The 19,835-nt window shown below is 46.6% G+C and carries 17 protein-coding genes; 7 read left to right on the forward strand and 10 right to left on the reverse strand.

Features of this window, described 5'->3' with window-relative positions; all coding sequences use genetic code 11:
• The first annotated feature begins 2 nt into the window (after positions 1–2).
• Together QNJ26_12735 and QNJ26_12740 are read left to right on the forward strand one after the other, a co-directional pair.
• On the forward strand, positions 3–1,106 hold the full coding sequence (locus tag QNJ26_12735) for a DNA photolyase (protein MDJ0986400.1): 1,104 nt from the start codon (positions 3–5) through the stop codon (positions 1,104–1,106).
• Between the two features lie 207 nt (positions 1,107–1,313).
• The gene (locus tag QNJ26_12740) at positions 1,314–1,958 is read left to right on the forward strand and encodes a thermonuclease family protein (GenBank protein MDJ0986401.1); all 645 of its coding nucleotides are present in this window, start codon (positions 1,314–1,316) and stop codon (positions 1,956–1,958) included.
• Between the two features lie 51 nt (positions 1,959–2,009).
• On the opposite strand, the gene fusA is transcribed toward QNJ26_12740, so the two are convergent.
• The 7 genes from fusA to QNJ26_12775 form a co-directional block, all read right to left on the reverse strand.
• Positions 2,010–4,082 (reverse strand): elongation factor G, encoded by a 2,073-nt coding sequence (gene fusA / locus QNJ26_12745; GenBank protein MDJ0986402.1) that lies wholly within the window; start codon positions 4,080–4,082, stop codon positions 2,010–2,012.
• 180 nt (positions 4,083–4,262) lie between these two features.
• On the reverse strand, positions 4,263–5,012 hold the full coding sequence (locus QNJ26_12750; protein MDJ0986403.1) for a TlyA family RNA methyltransferase: 750 nt from the start codon (positions 5,010–5,012) through the stop codon (positions 4,263–4,265).
• A gap of 88 nt (positions 5,013–5,100) precedes the next feature.
• The gene (gene dxs, locus QNJ26_12755; GenBank protein MDJ0986404.1) at positions 5,101–7,023 is read right to left on the reverse strand and encodes a 1-deoxy-D-xylulose-5-phosphate synthase; all 1,923 of its coding nucleotides are present in this window, start codon (positions 7,021–7,023) and stop codon (positions 5,101–5,103) included.
• Between the two features lie 26 nt (positions 7,024–7,049).
• The gene (locus QNJ26_12760; protein MDJ0986405.1) at positions 7,050–7,940 is read right to left on the reverse strand and encodes a polyprenyl synthetase family protein; all 891 of its coding nucleotides are present in this window, start codon (positions 7,938–7,940) and stop codon (positions 7,050–7,052) included.
• A gap of 12 nt (positions 7,941–7,952) precedes the next feature.
• The gene (gene xseB / locus QNJ26_12765; protein MDJ0986406.1) at positions 7,953–8,195 is read right to left on the reverse strand and encodes an exodeoxyribonuclease VII small subunit; all 243 of its coding nucleotides are present in this window, start codon (positions 8,193–8,195) and stop codon (positions 7,953–7,955) included.
• Positions 8,176–9,582: an exodeoxyribonuclease VII large subunit gene (xseA, locus tag QNJ26_12770; protein ID MDJ0986407.1), complete on the reverse strand. Its 1,407-nt coding sequence runs from the start codon at positions 9,580–9,582 to the stop codon at positions 8,176–8,178. Before xseA ends, xseB begins: the two co-directional genes overlap by 20 nt.
• Before the next feature lie 155 nt (positions 9,583–9,737).
• A complete protein-coding gene (locus QNJ26_12775; protein ID MDJ0986408.1) occupies positions 9,738–10,007 on the reverse strand; it encodes a hypothetical protein in 270 nt (89 codons plus the stop codon).
• Positions 10,008–10,093: 86 nt separating this feature from the next.
• On the opposite strand from QNJ26_12775, the gene QNJ26_12780 reads away from it, so the two are divergent.
• Complete coding sequence (locus QNJ26_12780; GenBank protein ID MDJ0986409.1) at positions 10,094–10,798, forward strand: Bax inhibitor-1/YccA family protein; 705 nt, start codon at positions 10,094–10,096, stop codon at positions 10,796–10,798.
• Positions 10,799–10,859: 61 nt separating this feature from the next.
• Here QNJ26_12780 and glmM read toward each other — a convergent pair whose 3' ends face one another.
• The 3 genes from glmM to QNJ26_12795 form a co-directional block, all read right to left on the reverse strand.
• Positions 10,860–12,206: a phosphoglucosamine mutase gene (gene glmM, locus QNJ26_12785; protein MDJ0986410.1), complete on the reverse strand. Its 1,347-nt coding sequence runs from the start codon at positions 12,204–12,206 to the stop codon at positions 10,860–10,862.
• Positions 12,207–12,369: 163 nt separating this feature from the next.
• Positions 12,370–13,617 carry a protein GlmU gene (locus QNJ26_12790; GenBank protein MDJ0986411.1) on the reverse strand — a complete coding sequence of 416 codons (1,248 nt, stop codon included), beginning with the start codon at positions 13,615–13,617 and terminating at the stop codon, positions 12,370–12,372.
• Positions 13,618–13,672: 55 nt separating this feature from the next.
• On the reverse strand, positions 13,673–15,358 hold the full coding sequence (locus QNJ26_12795) for a UDP binding domain-containing protein (GenBank protein ID MDJ0986412.1): 1,686 nt from the start codon (positions 15,356–15,358) through the stop codon (positions 13,673–13,675).
• 292 nt (positions 15,359–15,650) lie between these two features.
• Between QNJ26_12795 and QNJ26_12800 the strand changes: the two genes are divergently transcribed.
• The 4 genes from QNJ26_12800 (at position 15,651) to QNJ26_12815 (ending at position 19,600) form a co-directional block, all read left to right on the forward strand.
• A complete protein-coding gene (locus QNJ26_12800) occupies positions 15,651–16,049 on the forward strand; it encodes a response regulator (protein MDJ0986413.1) in 399 nt (132 codons plus the stop codon).
• 270 nt (positions 16,050–16,319) lie between these two features.
• Positions 16,320–17,147 carry a hypothetical protein gene (locus QNJ26_12805; GenBank protein MDJ0986414.1) on the forward strand — a complete coding sequence of 276 codons (828 nt, stop codon included), beginning with the start codon at positions 16,320–16,322 and terminating at the stop codon, positions 17,145–17,147.
• A gap of 256 nt (positions 17,148–17,403) precedes the next feature.
• Positions 17,404–17,958, forward strand: a complete 555-nt coding sequence (locus QNJ26_12810; GenBank protein MDJ0986415.1) for a hypothetical protein — start codon at positions 17,404–17,406, stop codon at positions 17,956–17,958.
• Positions 17,959–18,043: 85 nt separating this feature from the next.
• Entirely contained in the window at positions 18,044–19,600 is a 1,557-nt protein-coding gene (locus QNJ26_12815; protein ID MDJ0986416.1) for an OmpA family protein, read from the forward strand.
• Positions 19,601–19,835 lie beyond the last annotated feature (235 nt).

Genomic DNA, 19,835 nt, shown 5'->3' on the forward strand with positions numbered 1-19,835 from the left:
GCATGCGAATATCAAAACTATTTATTGACCAGCAAGTGAGCGACCATCCTCTGACACGCTCTATCCAAGCCCGCTTGAAGGCGCCTGTTGAAATCGTTCAAAACGCACGACAGGTGCATGCGGCGGTTGCATCTGCGCCGGACCCAATACAAAGCGGAAAAGAAATCCTCTATTTGAGCCGCAATCAAGGCGCCTTTTTTAAACCGTGTCCCGGAACGCGTGATTACATCTGCTGTGATTACCAAATTTTGCATATTGGCACTTTCTGTCATATGGATTGTTCTTATTGTATTTTGCAGACGTATTTTCACCCGCCGATCTTGGAGTATTTTGTTAATCATGAAGATCTGCTGGCCGAATTGGATAAAATTTTGGCTCAAAAAAGGCTGCTGCGCATCGGTACCGGTGAATTTACCGATAGTTTAATCTGGTCACTGTGGACCGACGTCACAAAATTGCTGATTGAACGTTTTGCCAAACAAGAGCATGCAGTTCTTGAACTTAAAACCAAAACCACTGCGATCGAACAATTACAGGATCTTGACCATCAGCGTAAAACCATTGCCGCCTGGTCTTTAAATACCCCTAAAATTATTCGTTCCGAAGAGCGCGGCACCACATCGCTTGCCGCCAGACTGAAAGCAGCTGCCAGATGTGAAAAATGGGGATATCCTTTGGCATTTCATTTTGACCCCCTGATTCTATACGACGGCTGTGAAACAGCGTATACCCAGGTCATCGAACGGATCTTTTCTCAGATATCTGCTGAAAACATTGTGTGGATCAGCCTAGGAAGCCTCAGATTTGTCCCGTCGGTAAAGCCGGTCATTCAACAACGCTTTCCGGATTCAAAAATCGTGTATGCCGAGTTCGTCAAAGGTACTGATGGAAAAATGCGCTACTTCAAACCCTTGCGAATTGATCTGTATCGCGAAATAATCACATGCATTCGCGACTACGCGCCGGATGTTGCCGTCTATCTGTGCATGGAGGATGATGAGGTCTGGCAAAAGGCATTGGGTTTTATACCCGGTGATGTCGGCGGTCTGCCGAATATGCTGGACAACAGTGCCGTGCGCCTGTGCAATCTCAAAGCCGGTGGGTAAGTGTTGGGCCAGTTATCCGTGTTATAGCATAACAGGGTTTCAGGTGTCAGGTGCCAGGGCATTGATGTCACATCGGAATACGACATCTTGCGGGGTTTGATTTAAACCCAAGGGCCTTAAAACACCCTTGTTGACTGTCATCTGATTACTGACACCTGAAACCCGACACCTGAAACCTTTTATGTAAGCCAGAGGCCAGCGATCAAAATGATGAGACCCTGTATGCGGCTGACATTGATATGCCTGCTTGTATTGTTGATGGAAACGGCGTGTACCGCCGACGGTGACCTGCGGGTAAAATGGGTTGTTGACGGTGATACGATTGTTTTGGCTGACGGAACGAAGGTGCGCTACATCGGTATTAATGCGCCTGAATTGGCGCGTGCCGATCATCTCGCTGAGCCTTACGGTGAAGAAGCCAAACGCTTCAATTCGCGGTTGGTAAAGCAAAAAAAAGTGCGTCTCGAACGCGGCGTCGAACCCAACGATCGTTTTAAAAGACAGCTCGCTTATGTTTTTCTGAAGGACGGCACTTTTGTCAACGCCGAAATGCTTTCACAGGGATACGCTTATCTGCTGTATATCCGGCCGAATGTAAAGTATCAAGACACTTTGCTCGCTGCGCAGCGATCAGCGATGTCGGCCAAAAGAGGTGTCTGGCAAAACTGGCGAGAGCAAAAAGCCACTTATTTTGGCAACAAACGATCCCGTCGCTTTCACCTACCTACCTGCTCGTCAGGTCAGCGTATCAAATCAAAAAATCGAATTATCTTTGAAAAAAAATGGGATGCCTATTGGGAGGGGTATGCGCCGGCCGGGCGGTGTATGCCGGTGTTCACAATACCAAAGTAGGTTTCAGGTGTTCCGCCTGCGGCGGAACACCTGAACACAAACAGGATGATCCTACTCTTTAGCCCGTTTGGCCTCTTCAATTATTTTTTCAGCAATCTGAGCGGGAACTTCATCATAGTGCGAAAATTCCATTGTAAACATGCCCCGTCCACCGGTCATCGAGCGTAAGTCTGAAGCATAGCTTAAGAATTCCGCCATGGGTACCTGTGCATTGATCACCTGATTTTTCCCGGCGTTGTCCATACCCAGGACTTTGCCGCGGCGTCCGTTGAGATCGCCCATGATATCGCCCATAAAATCTTCAGGGGTGATCACCTGCACTTTCATGATGGGTTCGAGTAGTGTTGGATTGGCGCTCTCCACCGCTTTTTTAAAGGCCAATGAACCGGCAATCTTAAATGCCATCTCGGAAGAATCCACTTGGTGGTAAGATCCGTCGTCCAGGGTGATCTTAAAATCCACCGTTGGAAAACCTGCCAGGACCCCTTTCTGACTGGCCTCGACAACGCCCTTTTCCACAGCCGGAATATACGTTTTCGGTATTACGCCTCCTACAATCGCATCGACAAATTCAAAACCTTCACCACGGGGTAAGGCTTCAATTTGAATCCAACAGTCACCATACTGACCATGCCCGCCGGTCTGTTTTTTATGTTTGCCTTGCACACGGGCTTTGCCTTTTATGGTTTCCCGGTAGGGCACCTTGGGCGTATTCAGTAGCGCTTCAACGCTAAATTTCCGCTTTAGTTTTTCGAGCACGGTTTCGATATGGATTTGCCCCAAACCGGAAAGCAATATCTCTTTGGTTTCCGCCACCCGTTCCAGTTTGAGAGAGGGATCTTCTTCTAAAAGTTTGGTCAATGAAATGAAAATTTTATCTTCCTCGCCTTTAGATTTTGCCGTCATGGCAAAAGAGATCAGGCTGGGAAGCGGCTCTGAACAGGCATACTGAATCTTATCACTGGCATCACAAAGCGTATCGCCGGTGGCGGTCTCTTTTAATTTGGCTACTGCCGCTATGGCGCCGGGACACGCTTCGCTAGCCGGCTTTTGCTCTTTGCCGGTAATGGAAAGGAGCTGTGTGAACCGTTCCTTGCTGTCTTTATTTGGATTGTAAAAAGTGCCATCTCCGCCCAGCGTGCCGGAAATCACTCGGAAAATGGTCAATCGACCGGCGTAGGGATCTGCAAGCGTCTTAACGACATAGGCTGAAAATGGCGCATTTTCATCAGGTGCTCTTTCAATTTCACCGCCACTGTCCGGGTCAACTCCCTTTAACGCACCACGGTCCACCGGTGATGGCATGCTCGTCACCATGAAATCCATTAAGAGATCGATACCGATATTTTTGGTTGCAGACCCGCAGATCACCGGCACGAATGTCTGCGACAGCGTACCATATCGCAGAGCCGTATTGAGTTCATCATCGGATAGATCTTCGCCCTCAAGATATTTTTCGATCAAGGCATCATCGGCTTCGGCAATATTTTCGATTAGCGCCTCTCTCTCACTTTCGACCAAGTCTTGCATATCCGCCGGTATATCTTCTTTTTTACCCTTACCGTCGCCGCCATAAACAAAAGCTTGGTTGCGAATCAGGTCAACCACACCTTTAAATTCCGCTTCCGCACCAATGGGCAGTTGAAGAATAATCGGTTTGGGTTGGAAGCATTCTTTGGCATCTTCAAAAGTTCGGTTAAAATCAGCCCGCTCGCGGTCCAATCGATTGATGAAAATAACACACGGCAAATTAAATTCATTGGCAAATTCCCAGGCCAGTTCGGTTTGAACCTTGACCCCGTCAACCGCATCAATGACGACGATCACACCATCCGCCGCCTGCATGCAGCTTTTGGTGTCGGAGAAAAAATTCTGGTCGCCAGGGGTATCAATTAGATTTACGGTATGATTTTTCCAACTAAATTGATGAAAGCCGCTGCTGATACTTGATCTGCGCTTGAGCTCTTCAGGCTCAAAATCCATGGCGCTATTTCCATCATCAACGCTACCCAATCGTTTTGTCACACCGGCATCAAACAGCAATGCCTCTGCAAGCGATGTTTTACCGGCACCCCCATGACCTATCAGTGCGATGTTCCTAATACGCTCCACCTTTTCGCTCATTACGATACCTCTTTCGGTTGGTTTATGACAAATAAATTTTTAAACGTGATTCAGTATCTTTTATATTCGAAAAAATCAAGCTCAAAATAATTTGAAAGGTCAAATCAGACATCCGATCGCATTTGGGGTATAACTTGGCAACGGTCAAGTTCAGACTCATGGTTCGACCTTATCATATTTTTATTCATTAATATCCGGTTTTAGCAACATGAAAAATTCACGATTGCCTTTAGGTCCGAGTAGGGGGGAAGGATACGCCGCCCGCGGCCGCAATTGTTGGGATTTGAAAAAATCAGTCAACGCCTCGATGACCTGGAGATGTTGTTGTGGATCCCGCACCACACCGCCCTTGCCGACTTGGCCTTTGCCAACTTCAAACTGTGGTTTGATCAAGGCCAGAATCATTGCATTTGATCGCATAAAAGGGCTGACGGCCGGTACCACAATTTTGAGCGATATAAAAGAAACATCGATGGTAATCAAACCGGCCTGCTCTGGAATGGCATCCTCAGTCAGATGACGCACATTGGTTCGTTCGATGGCAATCACACGCGGATCGTTGCGAATTTTCCAGGCCAGCTGCCCATAACCCACATCGACTGCGTACACGCGTTTGGCGCCATGTTGCAAAAGACAATCGGTAAAACCACCGGTGGATGCGCCCACATCTATGCAGATCGTATCTGTCACATCCAGCGCAAAGTGTTGCAATGCAGCTTCAAGTTTAAGTCCCCCCCGACTGACATACGGCGAATCATCCGCTTTACATTCAATTGCATCATTGACTGACACTTGAAAACCGGGTTTGTCCACGCGTTGACCATTGACAAAAACCTTGCCCGCCATGATCATGGCCCGGGCACGTTGACGACTTCTCAAATGGCCTTTTTCAACAAGGATGACATCCAGTCGGTGTTTTTTTGCAGACACGAGATCCTGATGGGAATTTGCAGTAGATCGTTACAGATATACGACTTTTGAAGTGCAATATCCAATCACTGAATTTTCAGACCAAAAGTTAAACGGCCTGGCGATTCGGCCATTTTGCGTCCTGATCGGCATTAGCGGGCAGTAAGTTTTTGGCACTCTTGACAATGGCCTTGGCATCAACACCGTATTTTGATCGCAGCACCGATTGGGGGCCGTGTTCGACAAAGGTATCCTCTATACCGATGCGCTCAAGCCGAAAGCCGCTGACCCCGGTATCATTCAACGCCTCCAATACCGCACTGCCGAATCCGCCCTGGCGAATATTTTCCTCAACGGTAATAATGCGCGGAATCTTTTTTGCCCAGGCACTGATCAGATCGATGTCCAAAGGTTTAACAAATCGACAATTGACGATTGTTGCTGATATCCCCTGCTGGGCTAATTCAGCCTCAGCATCCAATGCCTCGCAAACGGAGCGGCCAATTGCCAGGATCAAAATATCATCGCCTTGTTTGAGGACCTCACCTTTTCCAATGTCCAGCGGTCGAATGGGATTTTCAAGGATGGTGCCGATACCGCTACCTCGTGGATATCGCACCGCAGCCGGTCCATTATATTCAAACGCGGTCAACAACATTCGCCGCAGCTCATTTTCGTCTTTTGGCGCCATAACCAACATATTGGGCAAATTTCGAAGATAACAAAAATCAAACAGACCATGATGTGTGGGGCCATCTTCCCCCACGATACCACCGCGATCAATGGCAAAAACAACCGGCAACGATTCCAGACAGACATCGTGCACAATTTGATCATAGGCCCGCTGTAAAAAAGTTGAGTAAATGGCCACTACCGGTTTTAATCCCTCTGTGGCCAAGCCGGCAGCAAAGGTGACACCGTGCTGTTCGGCGATACCAACATCAAAAAAGCGTTCCGGGAATTGTTTTGAAAACTCAGCCAGACCGGTACCCTCGGGCATCGCAGCTGTAACGGCATTGATCGTTGAATCGGATTCAGCCAGTTGAAGCATGGTATCGCCAAATATCTTTGTATAGGACGGATGTGGGCTGGCGGCATCCAAACAGTTGCCGGTATCAACATCAAAGCGGGTGCATCCGTGAAAGTAAACCGGATTTTTTTCAGCAGGTGGATATCCTTTGCCTTTTTGGGTGGAAACATGCAAAAGCACCGGTTCTTTGAGGGCTTTAACATTTTGCAAAATATCGATTAAATGATTTAATTTGTGTCCGTTGATCGGGCCGAAATATTCGAAATTAAAAGCTTCAAACAACATCCCCGGTGTCACGAAGGCTTTCAGGCTATCTTCGGTTTTTTTGGCAACCTTGTAAATGTCGTCACCAAATTTAGGCAATGATTTTAAAAAATCTCCTAGCTCTTTGCGCAGCTCTCGTACTTTTTTACCGGAGAATTTGCGACTTAAAAAAGAAGACAAGGCGCCGACATTGGGTGAGATCGACATTTCATTGTCATTGAGAATGACTAGCAGGTTTTTATCTTTCAGTGTGTCTCCGGCCTGATTGAGTCCTTCATAAGCAATGCCAGCTGTCATCGAACCGTCGCCGATGACAGCAATGATTTTGGCATCTTCCTCCTTAAGATCTTTGGCGCAGGCAATGCCAAGACTGGCAGATATCGAGGTGCTACTGTGACCTGTGCTAAAGGCATCGTAAGGACTTTCACTGCTGCGGGTAAAACCGGATATGCCATTGAACTGCCGCAGGGTATTAAATTGCTCCCTGCGGCCGGTGAGCAGTTTGTGGGCATAGGCTTGGTGGCCCACGTCCCAGATAACTTTTTCCCGGGGAGTATCAAAAACATAATGAATCGCAATGGCCAATTCAACCGCTCCCAGAGAGGGTGCCAGGTGACCACCGGTTTTGGATACCACTTCAACAATGGCCATGCGAATTTCTTCTGCCAATACCGGCAACTCATCGCGGGACAGCTTTTTTAAGTCTGCCGGTGTATTGATCTGTTCTAAGAAACTCAATAGATTTTTCTCCAATTTTTGTGCAGTTAACGATTTCTTTCGTGAATATAACGCGCAATGGCGCGCAGTGGATCGGCTTTTTGATCAAAGCTTTCCAACGCGCCCAATGCATCGTCGATCAATCGAGCAGCAAAGTCTTTGGATTCCGCAAGACCCAAGAGGGCAGGGTAGGTGGTCTTACGTCGCTGCTCATCGGTGCCAACAGCCTTACCCATAATCTCAGGATCGCCCTCGACATTTAAAATATCATCTGTTACCTGAAAGGCAAGGCCAATATTTTGCGCATATTTCTTAAGCAAATTAATCTGAATATCATTTACACCAACCAGCTCTGATCCGCAACAGACAGATGCTTCAATAAGGGCACCGGTCTTTAGGCGGTGCATGGATTTCAGTTCATCCAGGCTGAAGCGTTTTTTTTCTGATGCCATGTCCAGCATCTGTCCTTGAATCATACCGCAATAACCCGCCGCGTGTGAAATAAAGCGAATCACACGCAACCATTTGTTGGCCTGCTGCGGGTCGCTGATCGCAATGGATGACAGCATTTGAAAAGCCAAGGTCAGCAGGGCGTCTCCAGCCAGGATAGCAGTGGCTTCGTCAAAAGCCTTGTGACAAGTGGGTTGTCCCCGACGCATATCGTCATCGTCCATTGCAGGCAAATCATCATGAATCAGTGAATAGGTGTGGATCATCTCAAGCGCACAGGCTGCCGGCATGACATCTTGCGGATCCCCATCAACCGTTTCGGCTGCTGCCAGGCACAATATCGGTCGAATGCGTTTTCCCTCGGCCATCAGTGCATACGTCATGGCCTCCAGGAGGCGATCCGGGGTGTCTGTCGATTTTAAGACAGCTTCCAGCGCCTGATTAATCAACTGGCTTTTGTGCTTCAGGTATGCTTGCAGGTCAAACATCTTCAATAATCGCTATTCATCGGGCGATTCGTCCTCTGATTGAAATGGTTTTGCCACCAATTGACCTTCAGCGTTTTTCAACAGAACAGAAACTTTCTTTTCGGTTTCATCTAATTTGGTGGAACAAAAACGGGTCAGCTTAATGCCCTCTTCAAATTTCTTAATGGCTTTTTCCAGGGGCAGATCGCCGTCTTCAAGCTCCTGGACTATTTTCTCAAGCTGTTTCATTGATTGTTCAAAAGTTTTGGGGGCCATTTTTTAATTTTTCCTTTACCTTACAAATGAGGGCGCCTTTTGAGACGATCACCTCGAGATCCTGATTGAGTGTTACGGTTTCCGTGTCAAGTACAATCTTAGAGTCAGGAACCGTGCGCGTAATGCTGTAGCCGCGCGCTAGAATCGCGATGGGGCTTAATGCATTCAACCGGGCGCTTGATTCTCGCAGTTGGGCCATCCTTTTTTGTATTTTTTTATTATATAATTCCAATATTTTAGAATAATATTGATCAATAATAACTTTAAAGTTTTTAAGAAGGGTATCAGGACTGTAAAACAACAGACGCTCATGGCGCCATTGAAGTTGTTCTGTATGGCGATCCAATAAAAATTGCATACATCGGTTTAGGCGCGATGTGAGATCATCTAAGCGCAAACGCCAATCCTGGGATCTTTTGCGGGGATCGGTCAAGTGCTTTGACACATCAACCAGGGATAGTTTCAGACGTTCGATAATATTGCGTATGCGATACTGCAAATCAAGAGAGACGCCCTTGACGAGTTGGTGCAACTCATTTTTTACCGGAACAACCAGCTCAGCTGCCGCAGAAGGCGTTGGCGCTCTTAAATCAGCCACAAAATCGGCAATGGTGTAGTCAGTTTCATGGCCGACTGCAGATATAATCGGCACGCGGCAGCCAAAGACCGCTCTGGCGACCGGCTCGCTGTTAAATGCCTGTAAATCCTCCAAAGATCCACCGCCACGCGCCAAAATGGCCACATCAAATCCGGCTTGATCGTCCAGCAGATCCAGGGCGGCCACAATTTCATCCACAGCACCGTCACCTTGAACCTTGACCGGTAGGATCTGAATGGCCACATTCGGAAAACGTCGATCAATAACATGCAATATATCGTGAACCGCCGCGCCCGTTGGTGAAGTGATCAGCCCGATTTTTTGCGGTAATAGCGGTATGGGCTGCTTAAATTGATCATCAAACAAGCCTTCTTGAGCCAGTTGGCGTTTTAGCTTTTCATAGGCGATTTGCAGGGCACCAACACCCGACGGCTCCATGTATTCCAAGATAATCTGATAAGAGCCGCGAGGTTCATACAGACTCAGACGTCCCATGCCGGTAATTCGCATGCCGTCTTCAGGCTCAAATTTAAGCTGTTTTTGCTGGCCGCGAAACATGACAGCATTGATCTGCGCATCCGAATCTTTGAGCGTAAAATAATAATGGCCGGATAATGGTAGCCGGAAATTTGAAATTTCACCAATAATCCAAATAAAAGGATACGTTTCTTCCAGCAGTGCTTTAATTTCTGCCGTTAGTTCGGAAACCTTATAAATCTTACGGATACCATCAACGCCATTGAAATCCTCAAACGCTTGGTTTTTTTCATTTTCTGTCTGGGGTGCCATCTTTGTTATATCTGCGTGCTCATGTCGCTATATGAGGTTCACTTAGCTTATTTTCTCAACGTCTGATAAGTTATATTATGTAAACTTTTAATCGAACCCGCCCAGTTCGCGGCTTTTGCCTGCCGAAAACGGCCACAATGCCCTTCTGAAGAATCTCATTTGGCTGCATGCTTTTCCAGCAGTTCCCGCACCGCCGGCACAATATACAGGTCATCATGGGGTATTGCCGCCAATTGTGCCGCTAAAATACGAATCTTTTCCTTGAGGGATTTATGTTTGTCCATCACAAACAGATTCTGACCCCTGACTTTGCAAAATCCGCTTTTAACCTTGAATCCGGATGTTTTCAGATTCTGTTCGGAAACCGTAACTTGCATTCGTTCGGCCAGGTCTAACAATTCTTGGTACAATTGATCAGGTGTCATTTTCTTAAGATGCGGCACGTCTTGAAAATTGCAACTAATGTGTTATTATGTGTTTTCAGTAAACTAAATCTACAGGAGGCACATAAATGCAATCCATATCAACAAATCAGACCCAAGTCCAGGTCCGTGTAAACGATTTTATCCGCAGTGTATACAATTGGATGGGTATTGGGCTGGCTTTGACCGGTCTTGTCGCTTATTCTGTCGCCAACACTCCGGCAGTAATGAATTTGATCATCCGTTTTCCAATGCTGCCGCTTGTGGCAATTATCGCTTGGTTCATTCTTGGAATTTATATCCGGGCTAAGATCGCTAAATTACGGGCATCAACCGCAACCGTCCTGTTTTTGATTTTTTCCGGGTTAATGGGCTTCGCGCTCTCCACGATATTTTTTGCATATACAGCCACTTCCATAACGTCAACATTTTTAATCTGTTCAGCAACTTTTGTCGCCTGCAGCATTTATGGTTGGACAACCAAGCGCGACCTGACCTCGATGGGTGGATTTCTTTTTATGGGGTTAATCGGTATCATCATTGCGTCAATTGTGAATATATGGTTTAGGAGCCCTCAGGTCAGCATGATCGTAAGTTATCTCGGTGTCCTCATATTCATTGGTCTAACAGCTTACGATACACAGAATCTTAAAGCCATGGCGGTTTCACAACCGGCGGATGTCGGTGCAAGTGCCGTGCGTAAAGGCGCGATACTGGGTGCGCTCTCCTTATACGTTAATTTCATCAATTTGTTTCTTTTCCTTCTGCATATATTCGGTGTTCATAGAGATTAGTAAAAATATCGGATATTTATAAACAATCTGGGCAAGTTGGTAGCCGTTCCCGAACGGTTCTCTATGTTGCAATCGTGGCGCGAATGACATCTGCAATCTGTTGACAGAAGCGTTGCGTAGCCTCCTTATCAGGACCCTCAACCATCACCCGGCAGAGCGCCTGGGTGCCGGAATACCGCACCAGTACCCTTCCCTGCTCCCCCAGCTGGGCCTCCACCGTGTGTATGGCTTCCATGATTTGCGGTATACTTTCAAGCTCGGGCTTATCCTGAACGTCGATGTTTAATAAAACCTGCGGCAATACCGTCATCACCCGGCTCAATTCCGAAAGCCTTTTGTTTTCAGCGCCTATGGTCTCAATCAGCCGGATGGCTGAGAGCATGCCATCGCCGGTGGTATGCTGATCTAAAAATATCATGTGACCGGAATCTTCACCCCCGATAACCGCAGCGCTGGCGCGCATCTGTTCCAGAACATAACGATCGCCCACCGGTGTCATCATATGGTCGATGCCCATATTTTTCAGTGCCAGGCGCAATCCGAGATTGCTCATGACTGTGCTGACCACCAGATTATTCTGCAGCAATCCCTTGCGCTTTAGATACCGGGCACAAATCGCCAGAATCCGGTCGCCGCTGACCACCTGGCCTTGATCATCGACCGCAACCAATCGATCGCCATCACCGTCAAATGCCAGCCCAATATCGGCTTTGTGGTCAAGGACCTTTTCAATTAGGATTTCAGGATGCTCGGAGCCGCAATCGGCATTGATATTTTTACCGTCTGGATCAATGCTGATGGCTGTAACACTTGCTCCCAGATCATGGAATAATTTGGGCGCCACTGCATAGGTAGCGCCGTTTGAGCAATCTAAAACAATCTTGATGCCGTTAAATGGGGTCCTGTCCGACAAGGCATTGCGCAGAAAAGCAAGATAGCGCTCGGCTGCATTTGTCATTTGTTTAATTTCACCGCTGGCATGCCGGGTTTGATCAGCAGCATTTTCAGATTGCACCAGATGTTCAACCTGATCTTCCTTATCATCCGAAAGCTTAAAGCCCTCCGCATCAAATAACTTGATGCCGTTGTCATGATACGGATTATGTGAAGCTGAGATCACCATTCCCGCAGCGGCATCACCTGAAGATACCAGACAGGCCACCCCAGGCGTCGGCAAAATACCGGCCAGGTGTGCTTCGGCACCAACGGAACAAATGCCATCAGCCAATGCACTCTCAATCATGGCACCTGACTCACGTGTATCCTTTCCGATAATAATTTTGGTGCGCCGGTCCTGCACATGAAAAAAAGACGCCACTGCGCGTCCGATACCAAAACAACCATCAGCGGTTAATGGATATTCGTTAGCGGCACCTCGGATACCATCGGTGCCAAAGAGTTTACCCATCGTAAACCTCTATTTGTGGATTAGTTTAGGTTTTTAATGTTCAATGACTTGGAAGGCTGGAAACGGTCTATTAGATGAAAAGTGTCATCCTTGCCCCCCCGAAAAGATGCAGCCGCTCAGAATTGATGGTACGACCGCGCTGTTAAATTTCCTTATCCATCACTCATTTATAAGAGGGAATAATATCCAGGGCCCCCTTTACGATTTGATCGACAATTCCCTGAAGCCAAGTAGTTGCAGAATCGCCCTCGGATGGCAACAACTGCTGAATGACCGGAATATAATCTGGACCATTTTTCTGAATACCCTTGTGGATTGCTTCCAGAAAACCATCCCGGCAGCCGTCATCGCCATTTACCGTTTTGGACTGCTCTAATAAATCCTTTAGTTGGCGTCCATTGGCAAGCAGTTCCTGGTGTTGCTTCGCAGCCATAGTCGTCCGTGAATCATGGGCGTTGCCAGATTGGCCCGATTGCTCATTTAGGGTGTGACAAAAACCCTCGAGCCGATCAATACGTTCTGATATGGCCCAATTCATTTTTTCTTTGAGCCCGGTCAACAACATCTCAGAAAAGTTCTTAGAAACAAATTGGCTGCGCACATGGCCGTACCATTGATATAAGGCGATCAGGTTGGCAATATATACAATATTGTTAATCACCGCCCGACGATGATTCCCAAACCGACCCGGCTGATACGGCATGTTGCCTTCCGGCGGCAAGCCACCGAATATCAAGCGCCCGGGCCGGAGTTCATCTTTGCGCACGATGGTGCCGGCAGCCACCGTCGTTCCAAAGGAAAGCCGGCGCGGCCCTACCATTCCGCCCTGCCCGCCCAAAAAAATGGGCGCTTGATTTAACAACACCCCACGGGGCACATCCCCGATTAAAGATGCTGTCGCCTTGTCCTGGTTGGGAGTAAAGTTGAAATGAATATAGGAGCTGCCCACTTCGCTATGATTCTTACGGCTGGTTCCGCCGGCCATCAAACAATCGCAGAAATTGATCAGACTCCCCAGAGTAACAAACGGAAAAAGAATTGTGTGTTTGGTGCCGACTGTATGGGCGATACTGGCCTGTTCTTCGAAAATACTGGCTTTGCGCACGTGCGCCCCGGAGCCTGCTTTGGCTTTGGCAAGGAAAACAGCGCCCTCAAAATAGCCGCCTTTCAGCTCAACTTCAGGACCGATCTGACAATGTTTAACGGTCGCCGGCGTTTCCAGACCGATTTTTGTATCACTGGAAATTACCGTTGAGCTGCCGAAAATCTTTGAGCCCGCATAAATGACGACCCCGTTGGCAGATATGTTTTTGATATCGACGTCTTTGCCGATTTCGATGCTTTCCGGGCTGGCGATACGAACCCCTTTGTCAAGAAGCTGATGTATCTTTGATTTTTTGGAAAGCGTCATAGGCAGCCTCAATCTGGTATGGGTTCCCATGCGACGGTATCATCCAGCCGCCGCTCTAACGTCCGGTTTTACCTTTTTGTCTGACATCCTCTTTAATTCGTTGAATGTGCCCTCGCCCCAATCCTTTGACTTCGCAACCCAATTCAAAATAGCGGCGAATCTTGGCATCATCCAGCACACCAAAACAATCAACAATGGCCGCGGGCCGGCCGATCATTTTAACAACCGCATCCGGGTCCAAATCCAGGTACTCCAGGTGGCGAACAGCAAAAATGACTGCATCAGCAAAAGGCAGAACTTTCCCCAAATCCGTTTCAATTTGGATTTCATTGAGTCGGTCCTGATTACGGAAAAAACGACTCATTGAATGATCCGGTGCGGGATATGTATTTTGCTTTTCGAGCTCCCACCAGCGCTTAACATAGGGATCACTGACAGCGATTTCAGCGCCCATTTCAGCTAATTTACGCACAATGATCTCTGAACCGCTGTAACGCGTATCGCCGACCCCTTCACGATAGGAAGCGCCCAGCAAGACAACTTTTGAAGCGGCAACGATTTTGCCCATGTTGCGCAGCGCATCCCGAACCAATTGGGGCACACGCAATGAGCGCGTGTCATTTATATCAATGGCGGTTGGTGTGATTTTAAAGACATTGTCTTCAAAACCCAATAACGTATGATAGGACCACACTCCTAACCCGCCGTCTTTGGGCAAACAATATCCGCCGATCCCCGGACCGGGAAATATCATATTGGAATGGGTGGGTCTAACTTTAATGGCCTCAATTACTTTAATCAAATCCACACCGTTTCGTTCAGCAAAAACACTCCATTCATCTAAAAAAGCCAGCAAGGTGGCGCGAAAGGAATTTTCTATGATTTTACAAGTTTCACTTTCAATCGGACGATCCAGCACCGTCAATGGATATTGCTCAATATTGAGTATTTCCGATAAAAATTGGCGCACGCGTTTGCGGGCAGAGTCATTAATACCGCTGCAGACCCGCCAAAAATCTCGTACTGAAGCCACATAATTGCGACCCGGCATGACACGCTCAAACGAATGGGCCAGCAAAGGCTCTTTTTCGGTCAATCCTCTTTTTTCAAATGCCTTTTTAATAATGGGATAGGCCACATATTCAGTGGTGCCCGGTGGTACGGTGGTCTCAATTAAAACCAAGCACTCAGGACCGATCTTTTCGCCGATAATCTTTAGACTGGTTTCAAGGGCCGCAATGTCGGCATGACCCTGCCGCACATCACCAAAGGTCTCTTTGAAATAGTCGCACTGCACATCTACAATAACGACATCAGCTAAACTCAGAGCGTCATAAGTAAAGGTCGCCATCAGTGTTTTTTTCTGATTAACACAGCGCTCGATCAAGGGCGCCACTTCGGGGTCCTCAGCTTCAACGGGGGCGATGCCTTTATTGATATAGGGAATTTTCCAATAAGATCGGGTCGACGGACGTTGCATGCCGATAACAAACTTGTTGGAATTGCCATCCGCATCAACCGAGTCGGCCACAACGCCGGCCATCACAGCACCGACAAAACCGACTCCCATGACCACAACAATTTCCTTTCCCTGTAGTCGCTGCTCGTTAACAATACGCTGGAGATGCTTTGCTTCTTTTTGAAAGTCTTTCTCCTGGGGTAATTCAAAAACTTCACCCCGCGGGCAAATCGAAACCGATCCCCTGGGGTTAACATCCGGCTCATTTTTTGAAACCTGCATACATGTTCTCCATTCTCATTGGCAAATGCCAAAATTTTGGGGGTATTTCAACATATTATCTATTTTTGAAGATTTTAGCATAAGCTTCACATAAAGCAAAGATAAATTGCGATGGCAGCTGTTCTTTATTCCGCTGACCTCCAATTAAAATAAATATAATTTCAATTACTTAAAGGAGCCAAACACTTTTTGGTATTGAAAGACGGCCCAAGTTATGATCTAATGGGGACAGTGGTTTCAAAATGTCAGAAATCTGTCAGCGCTTATATGATCAAGAAAGGAGCCGAGTTTAATGGCACGCATACTGATAATCGATGATGAATCCCAAATCCGATCGATGCTTCGATTAATGCTGGAACGGGTTGGATATGAAGTGATGGAAGCTGCCGACGGCATGGAAGGGATCAGGCAATACCGCGATAACCCTGCTGATCTGATCATCACTGATTTGATAATGCCCAATAAGGACGGCATTGGTATGATCATCGAACTCAAAAAAGAGTTTCCTGCAGTAAAGATAATCGCCATGTCCGGAGGCGGTGTGAACCGTCCTGAAGGCTATCTGGATGGTGCTAAAAAACTGGGCGCCACGCGCACACTGACAAAACCCATCGATCGAGATGAAATGCTGTCTGCCGTAAAGGACATCCTAAAAGAAGATACCGCATCGGCTGAACCCGTCATTGAATAACTTTATCTTATTTAAAAGACAGGCAAACTGCCGTACCATCATCACCTACATTAAAAATTGCGGTAAATATTTCAGACGAATATCAAATATGGTTGCCGGGGTCGACAGGGGGTAAATTTCCACCCGACAACCCACCCGCACCATTCCAGCCCTTAGAATATCTGACAACAATTTTGTTGCCTTTACAAAATTTTCCAGATTATACTACACCCAGTTGCGAAGTTGGATATCTCAAACTGTATCTGCTGCGACATTGGAGGAAAATAAGACGTGCATAAATGGGCCTTCACTATTTGCCTCATCATCCTGATGCCGTATCCAGGAAAAGCCGATATTATCTATTTTAAAGATGGGATGAAAACGGTCTGCCAGGAAAAAGCCTGGATGGAAAACCAGGAAGTCAAATGTGAATATGAAGGCACGGTATTAATTTATCAAAAGGAAGATGTTTTACGCATCCAGAAAATTAGAACCACAAAACAACCCGAATCGCCTCCAGCGCAAACGAAAACCACTGAAAATAAAAAGCCAGATGCACAAACGGCAAAACATCCCCCTGAGATCAAGCCACCCGTATCACAGCAGAAACCGACAGTGGTGAATAAATCCCCTCCCCCTTCTGCTGCACCCGCTGGTGGATCCGATGCAAAGGGGATCGAATTCTACAATCCGAGAAGACCCCAAAAGTACTGGGCCAGCGCATCATCTAAGCATCAAACATTTAATGCGGCCATCGGTGCTCTGGCCAAGCAATATGGACGCAGCCCGGAGTGGGTTAAGCAACAAATGGGAGAAACCAACGAACTCGAGGAGATTCATCGAAACCTATCCCGTGCTAAGCTTACGGTACCGGCTGAAACTAAAGCTGTGCCTGTAAAGCCGATATCTGAAACGCTTTTTTACAACCCGCGGCGAGCCAACAAATATTGGTCGAGTCCGACAGCGAAGCATAAAACCTATAAGCAGGCAATTGCGGCATTAGCCGCTCAATATGAACGACCTCAGGAGTGGATTCAGCAATATATGGGCGAATCGAACAATCTGGACGAAATCCATCAAAATTTAAAAAAACAGAAATTATCGGAAACATCGCCCTAGCGAAGACCACGATGATTATTGAGGCATGAATTAACAGACGAATATCGCACCAATTTATTTTCTTGATGGATGTCACTCTTTGCTGATCAAAGATTTCAAGCGAATTTGGTCCGGATGCCAAATATTGACAATTTAGCTATTTTCTTGTAGGATTTGATTAAATTATATTGTAAATTTGACCATTTAGAAAACATTGAGATATCGTTTTTCGCAGCAGCATTCGGCGGTTGCGATCGATTTGAAAGGGTCAGCTTTTATGATTTCAATTAATCGCGATGTGGTGGCACTTGTCAGAATTTTTGCAAGTTGTCTAACAGCCGGATTTTTGATTTTTTTCATATCTTCTCTGTCCGGTGAAGATCTGATAAAAAACAATAGCACCGTCACAGATTTGGACAGGATTTTGGCTGAAATTACAGTTGAATTGGACGGGGGTATTGATGCGCGCATAAAACAGCTGGGAGAAGTCCCTGCCATCAATCCCTATAAAAAATTTTATTGTGCCGAACTAGCAAAAGAAATTCATGAAGTCTCTTATTTAACCGAAAAACAAAAAATCCTGTTTGATGCTTACAATGTGCGGGATTTTGAAATTAAATCAAAACGTCTTGTTACGTTTTCTGAGACAGCCAATATGGACGCCTTGATGAACGAGCTGGAAATCGTCGAAAGAGAACTGAAGAATTCAGTAAATCTGATCGACAAAAGACGCAAGAAACTCGTGCGCCAAAGGACAGCCTATATCATCCTCTTTTTCGTTCTCTGGATAGCCATCTATTTCTATTATAGCAGGGGGTTGATCAAACGCTAGCCGTTTTTGTTCGCGTATCAGCGCATTTCCGTTACAGATGAGTCATTCACTCAGAAATTAAACGGTCGACAGATACAGATTCGTTATGTACCAATCATTTTACAACCTAAAAATTAAGCCGTTTCAAATAACAACAGATCCCAAATTCCTGTGGCTCGGCGAGAAACATAAGGAAGCCCTGGCGACGCTTAAATACGGTATATTAGAGAATAAAGGCTTTTTGCTGCTAACCGGAGATGTTGGAACCGGTAAAACGGTACTGATTCACGGTTTAATGAAATTAATTAATGTCTCCGCTATCGTGGCTGCCATCCCTGATCCGGGTCTGAGTAGCATCGATTTTTTTAATTTTCTCTCTGAAGAATTTAAAATGAACCGCCGCTTTGATAGCAAAGGCGCTTTTCTCATTCACTTGAAGCATTTTCTTTACAACGCTTCTTCTGCCGACAAAAAAGTTTTACTGATCATTGATGAGTCCCAGCGCCTAAACCATGAACTCATCGAACAAATTCGTCTTTTATCCAACATCGAGATGGACAACCGCAAGTTGATAAACATCTTCTTCGTCGGACAAAGCGAATTCAACAAAATTCTCAATGAAGAGCGTCACAAGGCCGTTAGACAGAGAATAACGGTGAGTTACCATATTGACCCCCTGACCGAAACAGAAACCCGTCAGTATATCAACCATCGTCTCAAAGTTGCCGGTTGTGACCGAGAACTATTCAAACCAGACGCTGTGCACAGAGTGTATGCTTTTTCTCACGGCTATCCACGACTGATTAATATCATTTGCGATCATGCTCTGCTGACCGGTTATTCAGGCGGCAAAAAAATGATCGACGCAGGCGTCATCAAAGAGTGTGAAAAAGAACTTAAGATTCCCATCGAACAAAAAAACCGCAACGATAAAGAACCGGAATTTTTTGAACCCAGAGAAGAAAATCCGATTAAAGAACTTCAAAACCAACCCACGGGTAAGCGTATCGGGTACTTCGCAGCCATTATTTTGCTACTGGTGGCGACCGGATACTTTTTTTTCACGCTGCAATCTAAAGATGAACCCCGTTGGAGAATGGAGGAAATTGCCCCCCAATCCTATGAATCTCCAACTTTAAAAGCCAAAGAGTCCTTCGTTCCGGGTGTGGTCAAAGAAGATGCTGGCACCAAAGAACTGCCGGAAGTTAAGCGATTCGATGAGCAGGTTATAGAAGACAAAAAGATCGAACCGCCGAAACAATCCAAAACTGAGGATCAAACAGCAGAAGTCACTACCGTACCAAAGGTGACACCGTTTCCGGATCGCAAAATTGTTATCTATTTCAAACACAACTCCAATGATCTGCCGGATCAAGCTTATGAGATGCTTGACCGCATTGCCGGCTTCATGGTCAACAATCCGGATACCCGCATCAACATCAGCGGATATACGGATTCATCCGGTGCCTATAGCTATAACGTAAGTGTATCCCAGTTCAGGGCCAATATGGTCAAAGGATATCTGGTGGGCAAAGGAGTTGATCCGCTCAAAATTGAAGCGCTTGGGCTGGGGCCCAAAAATCCAATTGCCAGCAATGATACCGAAAAGGGTCGCCAGACAAACCGGCGGGTGGAAATTGAGCTGAAGATCGATAACCCCTGAAGACCTCACGCAAAGCCGCAAAGACGCAACGTTTCATTTCATGGTGTTATTTTTCCAACTAGGATTGCCATTTTGGTACGAGCAATTTTGACTTCAACAGCTAAATGCCAAAATGAAATTTGTTTTGCAACAGTCTCAATGTTGTAGCATTCACCGCTAGCGTTTTGATCTCATCGGCAGAGACCCAGCGAACATCGACAGCATCATCACCTGCGGTCGGGTTTCCCGACAAATA

Source organism: Desulfobacterales bacterium, assembly GCA_030066985.1.
Lineage (GTDB): Bacteria > Desulfobacterota > Desulfobacteria > Desulfobacterales > JAHEIW01 > JAHEIW01.